Annotated in this window: 12 protein-coding genes and 1 riboswitch; of the genes, 6 read left to right on the plus strand and 6 right to left on the minus strand. The window is 72.3% G+C overall.

Translation table 11 applies throughout. From position 1 onward, the window contains the following. Positions 1-10: 10 nt before the first annotated feature. From IF83_RS0104265 to IF83_RS0104275, 3 genes are all read left to right on the plus strand, one after another. A complete protein-coding gene (locus IF83_RS0104265; RefSeq protein ID WP_030542646.1) occupies positions 11-1,267 on the plus strand; it encodes an AAA family ATPase in 1,257 nt (418 codons plus the stop codon). Further along, entirely contained in the window at positions 1,267-1,989 is a 723-nt protein-coding gene (locus IF83_RS0104270; protein ID WP_030542647.1) for an RloB family protein, read from the plus strand. Before IF83_RS0104265 ends, IF83_RS0104270 begins: the two co-directional genes overlap by 1 nt. Positions 1,990-2,369: 380 nt before the next feature. Next, positions 2,370-2,723, plus strand: coding sequence for a hypothetical protein (locus tag IF83_RS0104275; RefSeq protein WP_030542648.1), 354 nt, complete (start codon positions 2,370-2,372; stop codon positions 2,721-2,723). A 73-nt stretch (positions 2,724-2,796) separates the two neighbouring features. Here IF83_RS0104275 and IF83_RS0104280 read toward each other — a convergent pair whose 3' ends face one another. Genes IF83_RS0104280 through IF83_RS0104290 form a run of 3 tightly spaced genes read right to left on the minus strand, consistent with a single transcriptional unit; the run spans position 2,797 to position 4,159 of the window. Further along, complete coding sequence (locus IF83_RS0104280; RefSeq protein ID WP_030542649.1) at positions 2,797-3,153, minus strand: DsrE/DsrF/TusD sulfur relay family protein; 357 nt, start codon at positions 3,151-3,153, stop codon at positions 2,797-2,799. After that, positions 3,150-3,497: a sulfurtransferase TusA family protein gene (locus tag IF83_RS0104285; protein WP_051722440.1), complete on the minus strand. Its 348-nt coding sequence runs from the start codon at positions 3,495-3,497 to the stop codon at positions 3,150-3,152. The genes IF83_RS0104280 and IF83_RS0104285 overlap by 4 nt, the downstream gene beginning before the upstream one ends. Then, positions 3,494-4,159, minus strand: a complete 666-nt coding sequence (locus tag IF83_RS0104290) for an ArsR/SmtB family transcription factor (protein ID WP_030542651.1) — start codon at positions 4,157-4,159, stop codon at positions 3,494-3,496. Before IF83_RS0104290 ends, IF83_RS0104285 begins: the two co-directional genes overlap by 4 nt. Positions 4,160-4,370: 211 nt before the next feature. Between IF83_RS0104290 and IF83_RS0104295 the strand changes: the two genes are divergently transcribed. Further along, the gene (locus IF83_RS0104295; RefSeq protein WP_030542652.1) at positions 4,371-5,648 is read left to right on the plus strand and encodes an MFS transporter; all 1,278 of its coding nucleotides are present in this window, start codon (positions 4,371-4,373) and stop codon (positions 5,646-5,648) included. A 297-nt stretch (positions 5,649-5,945) separates the two neighbouring features. Here the strand turns inward: IF83_RS0104295 and IF83_RS0104300 are convergent, their stop codons facing one another. Next, on the minus strand, positions 5,946-7,124 hold the full coding sequence (locus IF83_RS0104300) for a C40 family peptidase (RefSeq protein WP_030542653.1): 1,179 nt from the start codon (positions 7,122-7,124) through the stop codon (positions 5,946-5,948). Between the two features lie 7 nt (positions 7,125-7,131). After that, a riboswitch (cyclic di-AMP (ydaO/yuaA leader) is annotated at positions 7,132-7,311 on the minus strand. 300 nt (positions 7,312-7,611) lie between these two features. Between IF83_RS0104300 and IF83_RS0104305 the strand changes: the two genes are divergently transcribed. After that, positions 7,612-10,221, plus strand: coding sequence for an ATP-dependent DNA helicase (locus tag IF83_RS0104305; protein WP_030542654.1), 2,610 nt, complete (start codon positions 7,612-7,614; stop codon positions 10,219-10,221). A gap of 294 nt (positions 10,222-10,515) precedes the next feature. Here the strand turns inward: IF83_RS0104305 and IF83_RS0104310 are convergent, their stop codons facing one another. Beyond that, positions 10,516-12,285: a peptidoglycan DD-metalloendopeptidase family protein gene (locus IF83_RS0104310; protein ID WP_030542655.1), complete on the minus strand. Its 1,770-nt coding sequence runs from the start codon at positions 12,283-12,285 to the stop codon at positions 10,516-10,518. Between the two features lie 195 nt (positions 12,286-12,480). Beyond that, positions 12,481-13,443 carry an esterase/lipase family protein gene (locus IF83_RS0104315; RefSeq protein WP_078843152.1) on the minus strand — a complete coding sequence of 321 codons (963 nt, stop codon included), beginning with the start codon at positions 13,441-13,443 and terminating at the stop codon, positions 12,481-12,483. A gap of 406 nt (positions 13,444-13,849) precedes the next feature. On the opposite strand from IF83_RS0104315, the gene IF83_RS0104320 reads away from it, so the two are divergent. Then, positions 13,850-14,260 carry a cobalamin B12-binding domain-containing protein gene (locus IF83_RS0104320; RefSeq protein WP_030542657.1) on the plus strand — a complete coding sequence of 137 codons (411 nt, stop codon included), beginning with the start codon at positions 13,850-13,852 and terminating at the stop codon, positions 14,258-14,260. Positions 14,261-14,271: the final 11 nt, after the last annotated feature.

A 14,271-nucleotide genomic window follows, 5' to 3' on the forward strand; every position in this document is an offset into this window, starting at 1 on the left:
GGAGGGTGGCGTGCTGCTGAGATTCCGCGTGGCGAACTTCCGGTCCCTGCGCGACGAGCAGGAGCTGTCGTTCGTCGCGCCCGCGGACGAGGAGGACGCCGCCCGCACGCTGCCGCTCTCCGACGGGAAGAGCCTCCGGACCTACCCGGTACTCGGCGTCTTCGGCGCCAACGCCTCCGGCAAGTCCAATGTGATCACGGCCATGAAGGAGATGCGCGAGGCCGTTCTCAACTCCTACGCGCACTGGACCTCCTACCGCGGAATCCCCCGGGAGCCCTTCGCCCTCGATGCCAAGACGGCCGCGGAGAGCACCTTCTACGAAGCCGACTTCGTCATGGCGGACGGCGTCCGCTGGACCTACGGCTTCGAGCTGGGCGACCTCCGCGTCGAGTCCGAATGGCTGCACTCCTACCCCAAGGGCCGGCGCCAGGTCTGGCTCGACCGCGACGCGACGCGCACGAACCCCTTCGAATTCCCCGGTGACCGCATCCACGACCGCGCCCGGCTGGCCCGCACCACACGGCCCAACGCGCTCCTCCTCTCCCGCGCCGCCACCGACAACCACCCGCAACTCACGCCCATCTACCGGTGGTTCGAGGGAAACCTCTGGGACATCGACCCGGAGACCGAACGCTCCCAGCGCGAGACCTACACCGCCGAGCGTCTCCTCGACGACGCCTTCCGGGCACGGGCCGAAGAGCTGCTGCGCGTGGCCGACCTGGGCATCAGCGGCCTCGACGTGGAGCAGAAGCCGGGGGAGCCCCCGGCCGTGCGGCTGCGCCACACCGGCGGCGGCGAACAGCCCGTGCCCCTGGACTGGAGCCGCGAGTCATTCGGCACCCGGTCCTGGTTCGCCCTGCTCGGCCCCCTGCTGCTGGCCCTGGACGAGGGCGCCGTCCTCCTCATCGACGAACTGGACGCCAGCCTCCATCCCCGCATGGCCGCCGAAGTGGTCCGCCTCTTCCAGGCCCCCTGGGTGAACCCGCGGGGAGCGCAACTGGTCTTCACCTCGCACGACCCCTCGCTGCTGCGCGCACCGGGCGGCGGCCGGCTGCTCGACCCGGGCCAGGTCTGGCTGACGGAGAAGGACGAGCGCGGCGGCACCGAGTTGTACCCGCTCACCGACGCGGAGCCGACCGACGACGAAGACCTCACGAAGTCGTACCTGGCTGGAGCCTTCGGAGCCGTCCCACGGGTGTCCGAGGGCCAGATCGGCCGCAGGCTGCTGATGACGCGGGAGACGGGAACGGAGGCGGAGGGGTCCTGATGGCGAGGTCCAGGGGGCGGGACGACACGGCCCGGCGGCGGAGGGACCACGGCCGGAAGCGGTTAAGGCCGCGCGGCGTATACGTCTTCACCGAGGGCGAGGTCACCGAGCCGATGTACATCGACCTCGTCCTGCAGCACGGTGTCCCGGCCTTCCCGGACCGGCCGGTGGAGATTCATTACCCGGACGAGCACGCCCCCTCGAAGCGCCGCAAGCCGCTGCCCCTGGTCGAGGCGGCGATCCCCGTCCTGCGCGAGGTCGAGCGCGACGCCAAGAAGGCCGGACTCAAGAAGGACGACTGGAACTGGCCGCAGGTCTGGTGCCTGTTCGACCGCGACGAGCACGACCAGATCCCCACCGCCTTCGCCAGAGCGAGGCAGGCCGGGGTCCGCATCGCCTACTCCCACCCGTGCTTCGAGCTGTGGCGGCTGCTGCATTACCAGAACTACACGAGCACCTTCAGCGGCGTCTGCGGCAGCGCGGCGGCCAAGCTCCGGCAGCGCCCCGGCTTCGCGCAGACCTACGGCCGGAACATCCGGAGCGTGTCCGAGGAGCAGGCGAAGCACGTGATGCCCGGACAGCTTCTCGAGCGGTACGGGAAGGCCAGGGGATACGCACAGCAGATCAACGCGGAGCACCGCGGGTCCGATGAGACGGCCTGGGATCCGTTCACCGACGTCTGGCGCTTCGTTGAGGAAGCCGTCGGGATCGCCGACTACTGAAGCCGGCCGGCCCGGCGCCGAGAGTGCGGCATGGCCTTCCGGCCGTTTTCCGGGTCCCGGGGTGCCACGGCGCTCGTACACCTTGAGTTTGTACGCGCTCACGGGCTGCGACCAGGGCCCGCGCCGCGCCATGATGGCGGAGCCGTGAGGCGGTTGGCGCTCCCCCTGCGCCGTTGCCTCGGCCGTCTCGCGGTGCCCCGTTCCGGGCGGTGCTTCGCTCCCGCCACCTCCGGCCGCCCGGAACGGGAACCCTGGAAGGGAGCCCGGAACGGGCCTCCCGGAGTGGGCAATCGCGGGCAGGGCACGGGCCGGTCACGCTCCGGAGACCATCGGGAGACCTGGCTGCCGGGCGGGAGAGGGCCCCGCATAGGCTCGCGGGCATGGACGTACTCATCGATGTCTTCGTCGGCCTGCACATCATCGGTATCGCCTCGCTGCTGGGCGGCTTCCTCGTCCAGATGAAGGCGATGAGCGCCGGCACCGCGCGCATGGTGCCCGCGATGCTGCACGGGGCGCTGACCATGCTCGTCACCGGTGTGCTGCTCGTCGGGTTCAACGAGATGAACGACGCGATGGTCAACAACGTCAAGATCGGCGTGAAGCTGGCGGTGCTGGTCGCCATCCTCGGGCTCGTCTACGTCAAGCGGGACGAGGAGCGGGTGTCGAAGGGCGTCTTCGGTGCCGTCGGACTGCTGACCGTCCTCAACATCTTCATCGCCGTTCTCTGGCACTGACGGCGGCGACCGGAGCCCGCCCGTCCCCGGCACCCCTTGCCCGGGCGGGCGGGCTCCGTACTGCTCGGAAAGCTCAGAACGTGATGACCTGGTCCGCCCACAGGGTCCAGTCGGCCAGCTCCTCCAGGGTGGAGCGGCGGGCCTCGCCCGTGAGGAGGTCCTCGCCGAGGCCGCGGGCGTCCATGCACGTCCCGCAGCAGCCCACTTCGGCGCCGTGGCGGATACAGGACTCGACCATCCGGTCGAGGTGGTAGTAGCCGTTGGGCACCTGCTGGCCGGCGATCGCGCAGCCGACCGCGTCCCCCATCAGGAAGATCCGGATCTCCGTGCCCGGCCGCTTGGCCAGGGCTCCGGCCAGGCGCAGGCCGTTGTAGGAGCGTTCGGTGCCGTAGGGCGGGTCGTTGAGGATGAAGAGGATCTTGTGGTTCATGCGGGGCCTCCGGAGTTCGACGGACGGGTCTCATGCCCGGTGCGCGGCGGGTCCAGTGGGTGCCACGGTGCGTCACGCCGGGTGGGGCGGGCGCCGGGGCTGACCCGCAGGGCGTAGGCCGGCCGGGGCGTACCGGGAACGGGGCCGAGGTAGGTGTGGCCGGTGAGGTGGCACCAGGCCGCCAGGTCCAGCGGGGCGGCCGGATCGGTGGCGATCAGGCGGACGACCGTGCCGGGTTCGGTCCGGCCGACCCGGCGGCTCAGTTCGAGGATCAGCTCAACGCACAGCCGGTCGCCGCCGTCGATGACCAGCGGTGCCGGGGAGCCGGGGCGTTCGGTCGTCACGCGGCGGCCGTTTCGACGGGCAGCCCGTCCAGCCGCCACTCCAGCATCCCGTCGGTGAGCCGTGCGGCCGTGCGGCCCCGTTCGCGCAGCAGGCGCACGGCGTCGTGGGCGAGGACGCAGTAGGTGCCGCGGCAGTACGCCACCACGTCGGTGTCCGGCGGCAACTCGGCTATCCGCTCGGGGAGTTCCCCCACCGGGATGGACACGGCTCCGGGGATGTGTCCCGCCGCGTACTCCTCCGCCGGGCGCACGTCCAGGACGACGACCTCGCCGGCCGCCGCCCGGGCGAGCAGCTCCTCCCGGCCGACCCCTTCCCCCGTGTCCGTGCCCAGGTAGGCGGCCCGGGCCGGCTCGACTGCGGGCTGGTGGTTCCGGGCGACCTGGCGCAGCAGCGCGTACAGGGCGGCGACGTCGTCCCCCGCCAGCCGGTAGTGGACGCGGACCCCCTCGCGGCGCGTGGCCACCAGCCCGGCCTGCTTGAGGGTCTGCAGATGGGCCGAGGCGGTAGTGAGGTTCAGCCCGGCCGCCCTGGCCAGGGCCTCGACGGGGCGTTCGCCCTGGGCCAGCAGGTCCAGCAGCTCCAGGCGCTTTCCGCTGCTCAGGGCCTTGCCGGTGCGGGCGAAGGCGTCGTACAGCGCGCTCTTGCGCGTGGCGTCCGCCATGCCCACCTCCTTCCTCCATGAATCCATGGAATATTGTAGCTTGAGGGAAGGCTGGGGTGTACGGAAGCGGCCCGGCCTCCCGGCAGTACCCGGAACATCCGGCGGCAACCCGGGCCCCGGACCTCGGACCTCACGGACCCCGCCGCCGTGCCCGGCGGCAGGCCCGCCGACCGGTCCGCCGTCACCGGACACCCCCTGCGAGGAGAAGCGCGTGAGCAGCCCCCACACCACCCCGGCCCCCCACGGCATACGGCTCGGGCTGCGCGCCAACCTCGCCCAGTTCAGCCTGCTCGTCCTCGTCAACGCGCTGGTCGGCGGCATGCTCGGGCAGGAGCGCACCGTTCTCCCGCTGCTCGCCGAGGACGTCTTCCACCTCTCCGCCTACACCTCCGCCCTCACCTACATCCTCGCCTTTGGCGCGACCAAGGCCGTCACCAACTTCTTCGCCGGCACCTGGTCCGACCGCTTCGGCCGCAAGCCGGTCCTGATCGCCGGCTGGCTGATCGCCCTGCCCGTGCCCGCGATGCTGGCCTGGGGTCCGAGCTGGGGCTGGATCATCGCGGCCAATGTGCTGCTCGGCGTCAACCAGGGCCTCACCTGGTCCACCACCGTGATCATGAAGATCGACCTGGTCGGGCCCGAACGCCGTGGTCTGGCCATGGGCTTCAACGAGGCCGCGGGCTACGTCGCCGTCGCCGTCACCGCGATGGCCACCGGCGCCATCGCCGACCACGCCGGGCTGCGGCCCGAGCCGTTCCTGCTCGGCGCCGCCTACGTCGTCCTGGCCCTGGGCCTGTCCACCCTCGCCGTCCGCGAGACCCGCGAGCACGCACGCTTCGAAGCGGCCCGCCACACCCCGCCGGCGGGCAGCGAGCACCACGGAGAGCTGACCACCGGGCAGATCGCGCGCCTCACCAGCCTGAGCGACAAGGCCCTCTCCAGTGCCAGCCAGGCCGGCATGGTCAACAACCTCAACGACGCCCTCGCCTGGGGCATCTTCCCGCTGATCTTCGCCGCCCAGGGCCTGTCCATCGCCCAGATCGGCGTCCTCGCCGCCCTCTATCCGGCGGTCTGGGGCGCGGGCCAGATGCTCACCGGCTGGTGGTCCGACCACATCGGCCGCAAGCACCTCATCACCGCGGGGATGCTGCTCCAGGCCGTCGCCATCGCCCTCGTCGCCCTCGGCACCACCTTCGGCGTATGGGCCGGCGCCCAGATCCTGCTCGGCGTCGGCACCGCCCTCGTCTACCCGACGCTCCTCGCCGTCATCGGCGACGTGGCCCACCCGGCCTGGCGCGCCCGCGCCGTCGGCGTCTACCGCCTGTGGCGCGACGGCGGCTTCGCCGTCGGGGCGCTGCTCGCCGGCGTCCTCGCCGACCTCTACGGCCTGAGCGCCGCTCTCTGGGCCGTCGCCGCCCTCACCGCCGCCTCCGGTTTGGTGGTCGCGGTCCGGATGTACGAGACCCGGCCGCCCCGCGCCGTGACGTGACGGCGGGGAACGGCGGCGGCCGCACCCGGCAGCCCTGACGGCGGAGCCGCCCGCCGGCGGCGTCCGGACCGGGCCCGGCGGTAGGGCGGGACGCCGTGACGCAGCCGGACGCGGCGGCGGGCGGTGCCCGGCCTCCCCCCGAGGCCGGGTACCGCCCGCGCGTTCGTGTCCCGCACCCGCGCGTCGTCGGCCGCGAGCCCGGAGTTCCTGCCCGGCTGCCCGGCTGCCTCGTTCGCGCTCCGCTTGAGCCGCGTGGTCCGCGCGAAACGGAGCCCGGGCCGGCCCCGCGGGCGCCCGCTACGCGGGGCGCGTCGCCGCGTAGAACGGCATGGTGTCGATCGACTCGATGCGCACGTTCGTGCCCGGCTTCGGTGCGTGGATCATCTGGCCGCCGCCGATGTACAGGCCGACGTGGCTGATGTCGTCATAGAAGAAGATCAGGTCACCCGGCTGCATGGCCGACTTCGCGATGCGCGTTCCCGTGTTCACCTGGTCATAGGTGGTACGCGGCAGCGTGACACCGGCGGCCTTCCAGGCGGCGCCGGTGAGACCTGAGCAGTCGTACGAGTTGGGGCCGGTCGCGCCCCAGACGTACGGCTTGCCGATCTGGGCGCGGGCGAACTCGATCGCCTGCTGCGCCTTGGTGCCGGTGGTCTCCGTCGTGCCGCTTCCGGCCGAGGTGTCCGTGCCGGCGGAGGTGCCGGTGTCCGTGCCGGCCGCGGCCTCCGCCTGCGCCTGCTGCCGCGCCTCCTCCGCGAGCCGCTGCCGCTCCGCCTCCTGCTGCCGGGCCAGCTCCTCCGCCTTGCGCTGGGCCTCCGCCTCCTTCTTGCGCTCGATCTCCGCCAGCCGGGCCCGCTCCTCCGCGGTCAGCCGACTGAGCAGCTCGCGCGCCTCGGCCAGCTTGGCCTGGACGGTCCGCTTGCTCTCCCGCAGCTTCTCCTGCGAGTCGGTGAGCGTGCCGAGGCTCCTGCTCGCCTCCTCGCGCTTCTCCGTGGTCGCGATCTGCTGCTCGCGGAACTCCTCGACGGCCTGCTCCTGCTGGTCCGTCATCCGGGCCATCACGCGCGTCTGGTCGAAGTAGTCCTGCGGGTCGGAGGCGAGGAGCATGGTGGCGGTGGGGCTCATGCCGCCGCCCCGGTACTGCGCGGTGGCGAAGCTGCCGAGGGACCTCCGCGCCTCGTTGAGCTTCTCGGTGCGCTTGGCGACCGCGTCCAGAAGACCGTCGACCTTCGAACGCTGTTCCTCCGTGCGCTCCTTGGCCTGGTTGTACTGCTGGGTCGCGCTCCCCGCCTGGCGGTAGAGCTCGTCGACCTTCTTCTGCACTTCCTCGATCGACTGCTTCGGTTCACCGTCGCCCGGCGCGGCCTGCGCGCTCTGGAGGAGGGTGACGGAGGCGAGGGCCGCCGTACCGAGTCCGACGGCGGTGCGACGCGAAGCCGGGGTACCGAGGGGCCGGGATTTGCGGTGCGACGCCAAGATCGGCGCTCCTTCCGTGGACCGCCTACCGGGTTAGCTGTCGGGTTCGGGCGTATCGGAAGGCTGCCCTACGGTCGGTGCGAGACGCCGTGCGCGCCGCGCGGAAGACCGATTCACCCCGGTGTCGCGTGTGGGTCCCCGGCTCCGGACTCCCTGGGGAAAGGGCCGGATTCGGCGGTGGCTGCCCGTGCCGGCGCGGTCGCCGGCGGGGAGTGCGGGCCGCCTGAACGAGCACCGTAGCCATATGTGCGGCTCCTGTGAAGGCCGTTGTGCGATATGCCCGAAACCATTCCGTTATATTTTTCCGGCAGAGCGGAATTGTGCCCTCCGGGTGGCTGACCGGGCACGGTAAGTAGCGCATAAAGGCTGGGCGCGGCCGGGGAGTTCGGGTTCGGACTCCCAGGCCCACCGGTGTCCGGACGCGGCGGGGACCGCCGGCGGGAACCCCGTGCCGCATGTCGGCGGGTCCGCCTAGACTCGGGGGGCGATGAGCAGCCTCTTTGACGACAGCTTCCTGGCAGACCTCGGCCCCGCGGACGAGGAGCCCCCGCCGCCCGAGCACGACGCCCCCCGTGAGGAGATCCCGGCCGATCTCTTCGGCGGCGCGTTCGACGGCCCGCCCCGGGAGGCGTACTACCGCGACGGCGCCCCGCGGCCCGTCACCGACCCCGCCGCGCTGCTGCACGGTCTCAACGACCAGCAGCGCGCCGCCGTGCTGCACACCGGCTCGCCGCTGCTCATCGTCGCCGGCGCCGGCTCCGGCAAGACCCGGGTCCTCACGCACCGCATCGCGTATCTGCTCGCCGCCCGCGGCGCGCATCCCGGCTCGATCCTCGCGATCACCTTCACCAACAAGGCTGCGGGCGAGATGAAGGAGCGCGTGGAGGAGCTGGTCGGCCCGCGGGCGAACGCCATGTGGGTCTCCACCTTCCACAGCGCCTGCGTGCGCATCCTCCGCCGCGAGAGCAAGAAGCTGGGCTTCACCTCCAGCTTCTCGATCTACGACGCCGCCGACTCCAAGCGGCTGATGGCCCTGGTCTGCCGCGATCTGGACCTGGACCCCAAGCGCTTCCCGCCGAAGTCCCTCACCGCCAAGGTCTCGAACCTCAAGAACGAGCTGATCGACGAGGAGGACTTCGCCGCGCAGGCCGCCGCCGAGTCCTCCCCGAGCAGCTTCGACAAGACGCTCGCCGAGGCGTACACGATGTACCAGCAGCGGCTGCGCGAGGCCAACGCCCTCGACTTCGACGACATCATCATGACCACCGTCCATCTGCTCCAGGCGTTCCCGGATGTCGCCGAGCACTACCGGCGGCGCTTCCGGCACGTCCTCGTCGACGAGTACCAGGACACCAACCACGCGCAGTACACGCTCATCCGCGAACTCGTCGGCACGGCCGGCGGGGCGGAGCGGGGCGGGGCGGAGGGCGAGCAGGGACAGCCGGCCGTCGAACCGGCCGAGCTGTGCGTCGTCGGCGACGCGGACCAGTCGATCTACGCCTTCCGCGGCGCGACGATCCGCAACATCCTCCAGTTCGAGGAGGACTACCCCGACGCCACCACCATCCTGCTGGAGCAGAACTACCGCTCCACGCAGACCATCCTGAGCGCCGCCAACGCCGTCATCGAGCGCAACGAGAACCGCCGCCCCAAGAACCTCTGGACCGAGGCCGGCGCGGGCTCCGCGATCACCGGCTACGTCGCCGACACCGAGCACGACGAGGCCCAGTTCGTCGCCGACGAGATCGACCGGCTGACCGACGCGGGCCAGGCCAAGGCCGGTGACGTGGCGGTCTTCTACCGCACCAACGCCCAGTCCCGGGTGTTCGAGGAGATCTTCATCCGGGTCGGGCTGCCGTACAAGGTCGTCGGCGGCGTGCGCTTCTACGAGCGCAAGGAGGTCCGGGACGTCCTCGCCTATCTGCGGGTGCTGGCCAACCCGGAGGACTCCGTCCCGCTGCGGCGCATCCTCAACGTCCCCAAGCGCGGCATCGGCGAGCGCGCCGAGGCGATGATCGACGCCCTCGCCTCCCGGGAGAAGATCAGCTTCTCGCAGGCGCTGCGCCGCGTCGACGAGGCGTACGGCATGGCCGCGCGCTCTGCCAACGCCGTCAAGCGGTTCAACACGCTGATGGAGGAGCTGCGGACGATCGCCGAATCCGGCGCCGGCCCGGCCACCGTCCTGGAGGCCGTGCTCGAACGCACCGGCTATCTCGCCGAACTCCAGGCCTCCACCGACCCGCAGGACGAGACCCGCATCGAGAACCTCCAGGAACTCGCCGCCGTGGCGCTCGAGTTCGAGCAGGAGCGCGGAGCGGCTGCGGCCGCCGCCGGCCCGACGGAGGGCGAGGCCGAGGGCGGGACCCCGGCAGGAGAAGAGACCGCGGCCGGAGAAGAGACCCCGGCCGAAGCGGAGACCGCTGCCGGAGCGGGAGCCGGGGCGGAGGGCCCGGGCACGCTCGCCGACTTCCTGGAGAGCGTCGCCCTGGTCGCCGACTCCGACCAGATCCCCGACGAGGACGAGGACGGCGGCGGCGTCATCACCCTCATGACCCTGCACACCGCCAAGGGACTGGAGTTCCCGGTCGTCTTCCTCACCGGCCTGGAGGACGGCGTCTTCCCGCACATGCGCGCCCTCGGCCAGACCAAGGAGCTGGAGGAGGAACGGCGCCTGGCGTACGTGGGCATCACCCGTGCCCGCGAGCGGCTCTACCTCACCCGCTCCGTCCTGCGCAGCGCCTGGGGCCAGCCCTCGTACAACCCGCCCTCCCGCTTCCTGGAGGAGATCCCCGACACCTACGTGGAGTGGCGGCGCACCGGACCGGCCGTCCCCTCCGCGTCGGCGGCCGGGGCGGGCGTGGCCGCGTCGCTGTCGTCGGCGCGGGCCAAGGGGCCCAGCGGTTTCGCCACCCGGCGGACCACGGACCGGCCGGTGATCGCGCTGGCCGCCGGGGACCGCGTCACCCACGACCAGTTCGGGCTGGGCACGGTGCTGTCGGTGGCCGGCAGCGGACACGACGCGAAGGCCACCATCGACTTCGGTGACACGAAGCCGAAGGTGCTGCTGCTGCGCTACGCCCCGGTCGAGAAGCTGTAGCGCCGCCGGGGGCCGGCCGTTGGCCTGCCGCTCCGGCGGAGGGCCGCGGTCCGTGGCCTCGTCCCCGCGCCGGACCCCTGCGCCGGACCCCTGCGAGCCCGGCCGTGCGCGGTGGCCCGGGCGGCCGGGTGGCCCGGTGGGCTGGCAGCGCGTGGCGGACATCGCGGGTGCCCGCCCGTACCGGCGTACGGACGGACGCGGGGCCCCGGGAACATGCGTCCGGGGGCCCCGCGTCCGTCGTCGTATCCGTCCGGCCCGTTCGGCCTGTTCGGTCCGTCCAGCCGCCCGTGCCCGCTACTGCGGGTCGAGGCCGTGGCTCTGGAACCAGCCCAGCGGGTCGATCGCCGAGCCGCCGCCGGGGCGCACCTCGAAGTGCAGGTGCGGGCCGGTGGAGTTGCCGGAGTTGCCCGCGTAGGCGATGGTGTCGCCGGCCTTGACCGTGCCGGACCGGATCTTGGTGCTGCTGAGGTGGCAGTACCAGGTCTCGGTGCCGTCGGGGGCCGTCACGATCGCCATGTTGCCGTAGGCGAGGTTGTACTGCGTGCGGACCGTGCCGTCGGTGGCCGCCATCACGGGGGTGCCGTAGGCGACGGGGAAGTCGATGCCGCTGTGCACGGACATCCAGTTGACGCCCGCCTGGCCGTAGTAGGCGCTGAGCCCCTGCTGCGCCACGGGGAGCGCGAACTTGGGGCGCAGGGCCTCCTTGCGCGCCGCCTCCGCCTCCTTGCGCCGCTTCTCCTCGGCCTGGCGCTCCCGGAGGTCGATGCGCTCCTGGGTGCGGCTGGCGCGGTCGGCGAAGTCGCCGGCGTCGGCGGTGAGCGTGGCGAGCTGGGTGTCCAGCTTGTTGTTGGCCAGGGCCGGCTTCACCGCGTCCTTGTCGGGGGCGGCCTGGGTGGTCGTGGAGTCGTCCGCGGAGGTTCCGCCGACGGAGGCGGCGGCGATCCCGGCCACGCCCATCACGGCGACGGAGGGGACGGCCACGGTGAGCAGCGCGGACCGCTTGGCGGGGGCCCGGCGGCGGCTGCGGTTCCCGGAACCGGCGCGGCGCGAGGGCGGGCCGGCGTAGGGAGTGGCGGGGACGGCGGCGGAGACGACGGTGTCGAGGACGGCGATCTCCTCGGCGTCCGGGTGGCCGGTCTCGTGGTGGCCGTCGGCGTCCGCGTCGATGCCGGCGCCGGTGGTGTACGGATCGGCGGTGTACGGCTCGCCGTCGTGTGTTTCGGAGGTGTACGCGTCGGTGCTGTACGCGTCGCTGCTGTACGCGTCGGTCCCGGGGGAGCCGGCGGAGGCATGGCCGTCGCCGGTGGTCTCGGCGGGATGGGCGTGGCCGGGTCCGTCGAAGCCGTGGTACCCGCCATAGGGGTCGTAACCGTCGTGACCCGGGTCGTGCTCGGCATGGGCGGCCGTCTCGGGCAGCGGCTCGAAGACGGCCGTGCGTTCGTGCTCCGCCTCGGGGGCGGCGTCGTGGGCCCCGCCGGCGGCCGAGCCGTCGGTCTGCCACGCGGTGGCGTCCCACTGGCCGGAGCCGTCGAAGCCCCCGGCGGTCTCGAAGGAGCCGGTGTCGTGGCCGGCGGTGGCGTACTGGCCCGTGTCGTACGGGCCGGAGGCGTCATAGCCCTGTGTCCCGGCGGCGTACTGGCCGGCCGTCGCATAGGTGCCGGTGGCGGCGTTCGGGCCGTGGCCTTCCGCGCTCTCCCAGGACCCGGTGTCCCACTGGCCGGTGGCCGGAGCGGCGGGCTGGTGCTGCCCCTCCGGTGTCCAGTGCGCGCCCGTGTCGTACCCGCCGGTGGCCCAACCGCCGGTGTCGAAACCGGAGTTGTCATACGCGCCGGTGTCCCACTGGGGGGTGAGCTGCTGCTCACCGCCCGGGGCCGCGCCGAAGAGCGGGTCGCCGTCCCCGTAGGAGGAGGCGTCGTGGTGCCCGGGCACGCCCGGGGTGTGGTCGCTGTAGCCGGCGTAACCGATCTGGGTGTCCTGCTGGGCGTAGGGGGCGTAATACCCGTACGAGGCATCAGGAGCGTGGGCCGTCTGGATGGGGGTACCAGACGGGTGACGATCGTTCACCACCAACTTCTCTTTCGCCTCGACAGCAGGAGAATTAGCGGCGACTGTACCCGGCGGTACGCGACGGCGACAATCTTCCCCGGGTTTCCGGCCGCCCCGCGACGGGCATTTGGATACCTTTCGGCGAACTGTCGGCCGTGGTTTGGCTCTGCGTTCGAATAATGTTCGAAAGATAATCGGTTGCGCTCCCGGCTGTCAGGCCACCGAACCGGCCTCTCCGGCGTCCGCGTTGGCCTCCCGCGCGTCCAGCATCCGCAGGATCTCCGCGGCCACGGCGCCGTGCACGGGCAGCGCGAGATGTCCGATTCCGCTGACCCTGATATTGACAACGGCCAGATCCGGATGCTCGATTCGGGCGGTCGCGGGCGGCAGCACCACCTGGTCCAAGTCGCTCCAGAAGCAGACGAAACGCGTCCCGCATTCCGGCGCGGGAGCGGACAATTCCTCGATGACGGGGGAGTCCGGGCGCATCTGCCGGACGACCGGGTGCGCGCTCAGCCAGGGCGCGGCGGTGGTGCCGGAATGCGGGGTGCCCAGCGTGACCAGGGTGCGGACCCGGGCGTGGCCGCCCAGCCGCTGGACGTAGTAGCGGGCGATGAGCCCCCCGAGGCTGTGGCCCACCACATCGATCCGGGCGTGGCCGGTGCGCCCGCAGATCTCCTCGACCCGTTCCGCGAGCGCCGCCGCAGCCGACCGGATGTCGCAGGTCAGCGGTGAGTAATTGAGCGCTTCCACCTGGTGGTGTCCGTGCCGCCGCAGGGAGCGGCGGAGAAGGACGAAGACGGAGCGGTTGTCGATGAAGCCGTGGAGCAGCAGGACGGGGGGCCGGCCCCGCCCGCCCGCCGGAGCGGGCAGGCGCGGAGCCCGGGTGTCCGTTGCGTTCGGGGAACCGGAGGCGCGGGACGGACCGGGCTCCTCGGCGCCGGCGGGCCCCGGATGGCGCGGAGGAGCCGTAAGCCCGGGGGCCGTGCGGCGCTCCTGGGTGAGGCCCATCGGATAGAGCAGGGTGTGGCCGGCGAGGACCAGCAGTTCCAGGACGGAGGCCCGTACCAGCGCGCCGGAGGGCGGCCGCGGCAGCGGTGGAAGAGGCAGCGCGGGGAAGGGAGGCAGGGAAGGCCGGGGCAGGGCCCCCAGCGCTCTGCGGGTGAACGCCTTCATCGGCAGACCTCCGGATCGCACACGGCGGCGGCCGCGGGCCGCGGCCCGTGTGCTCTGAAGGGGTGGCCGCGGTGACGGGGGCACCCGGCGTCGCTGAGCGGGCACACTGCTCCCCGCTGCTGCGATGACGGCTGCGGCTCGCTGCGGCGGCCCCGCTCCGACCGCCCCGGCGGCCGCCCGGCGGATCGGCCCGCCCACCGGGCTTCCGTGGGGAAGTGGCCGGCCGGGGCCCGGGCAGCCGGGGCGGCACGCGAAGCGAATATGTCCCACGTGTGATTTCCCCCTCCCTGGTGGCCGTGAAACTGCTGTGCGCGCCATGCTGGGGATAACGTTCGTTCACTCCCCTGCCGCGGGCGGCGGGGGAGCACCACAGGGCCGGTGACGGCATGCGTACAGGAGGCAGATGATGGGTGTGTCGGGTCCGATCCGCGTGGTGGTGGCCAAGCCGGGGCTCGACGGCCACGATCGCGGGGCCAAGGTCATCGCGCGGGCGCTGCGGGACGCCGGTATGGAGGTCATCTACACCGGTCTCCACCAGACGCCGGAGCAGATCGTCGACACGGCGATCCAGGAGGACGCGGACGCCATCGGCCTCTCCATCCTCTCCGGCGCGCACAACACCCTCTTCGCGAAGGTCCTGGAGCTGCTGAAGGAGCGCGACGCGGCGGACATCAAGGTCTTCGGCGGCGGCATCATCCCCGAGGGCGACATCCCGCCGCTCAAGGAACTGGGCGTCGCGGAGATCTTCACCCCGGGCACGCCGACCGGCGACGTCGTCACCTGGGTGCGGTCCAACCTCCGCGAACTGGCGGCCTGACCGCCCGGCCC

It is taken from the genome of Streptomyces albus subsp. albus, from assembly GCF_000719865.1.
Lineage (GTDB): Bacteria > Actinomycetota > Actinomycetes > Streptomycetales > Streptomycetaceae > Streptomyces > Streptomyces albus_E.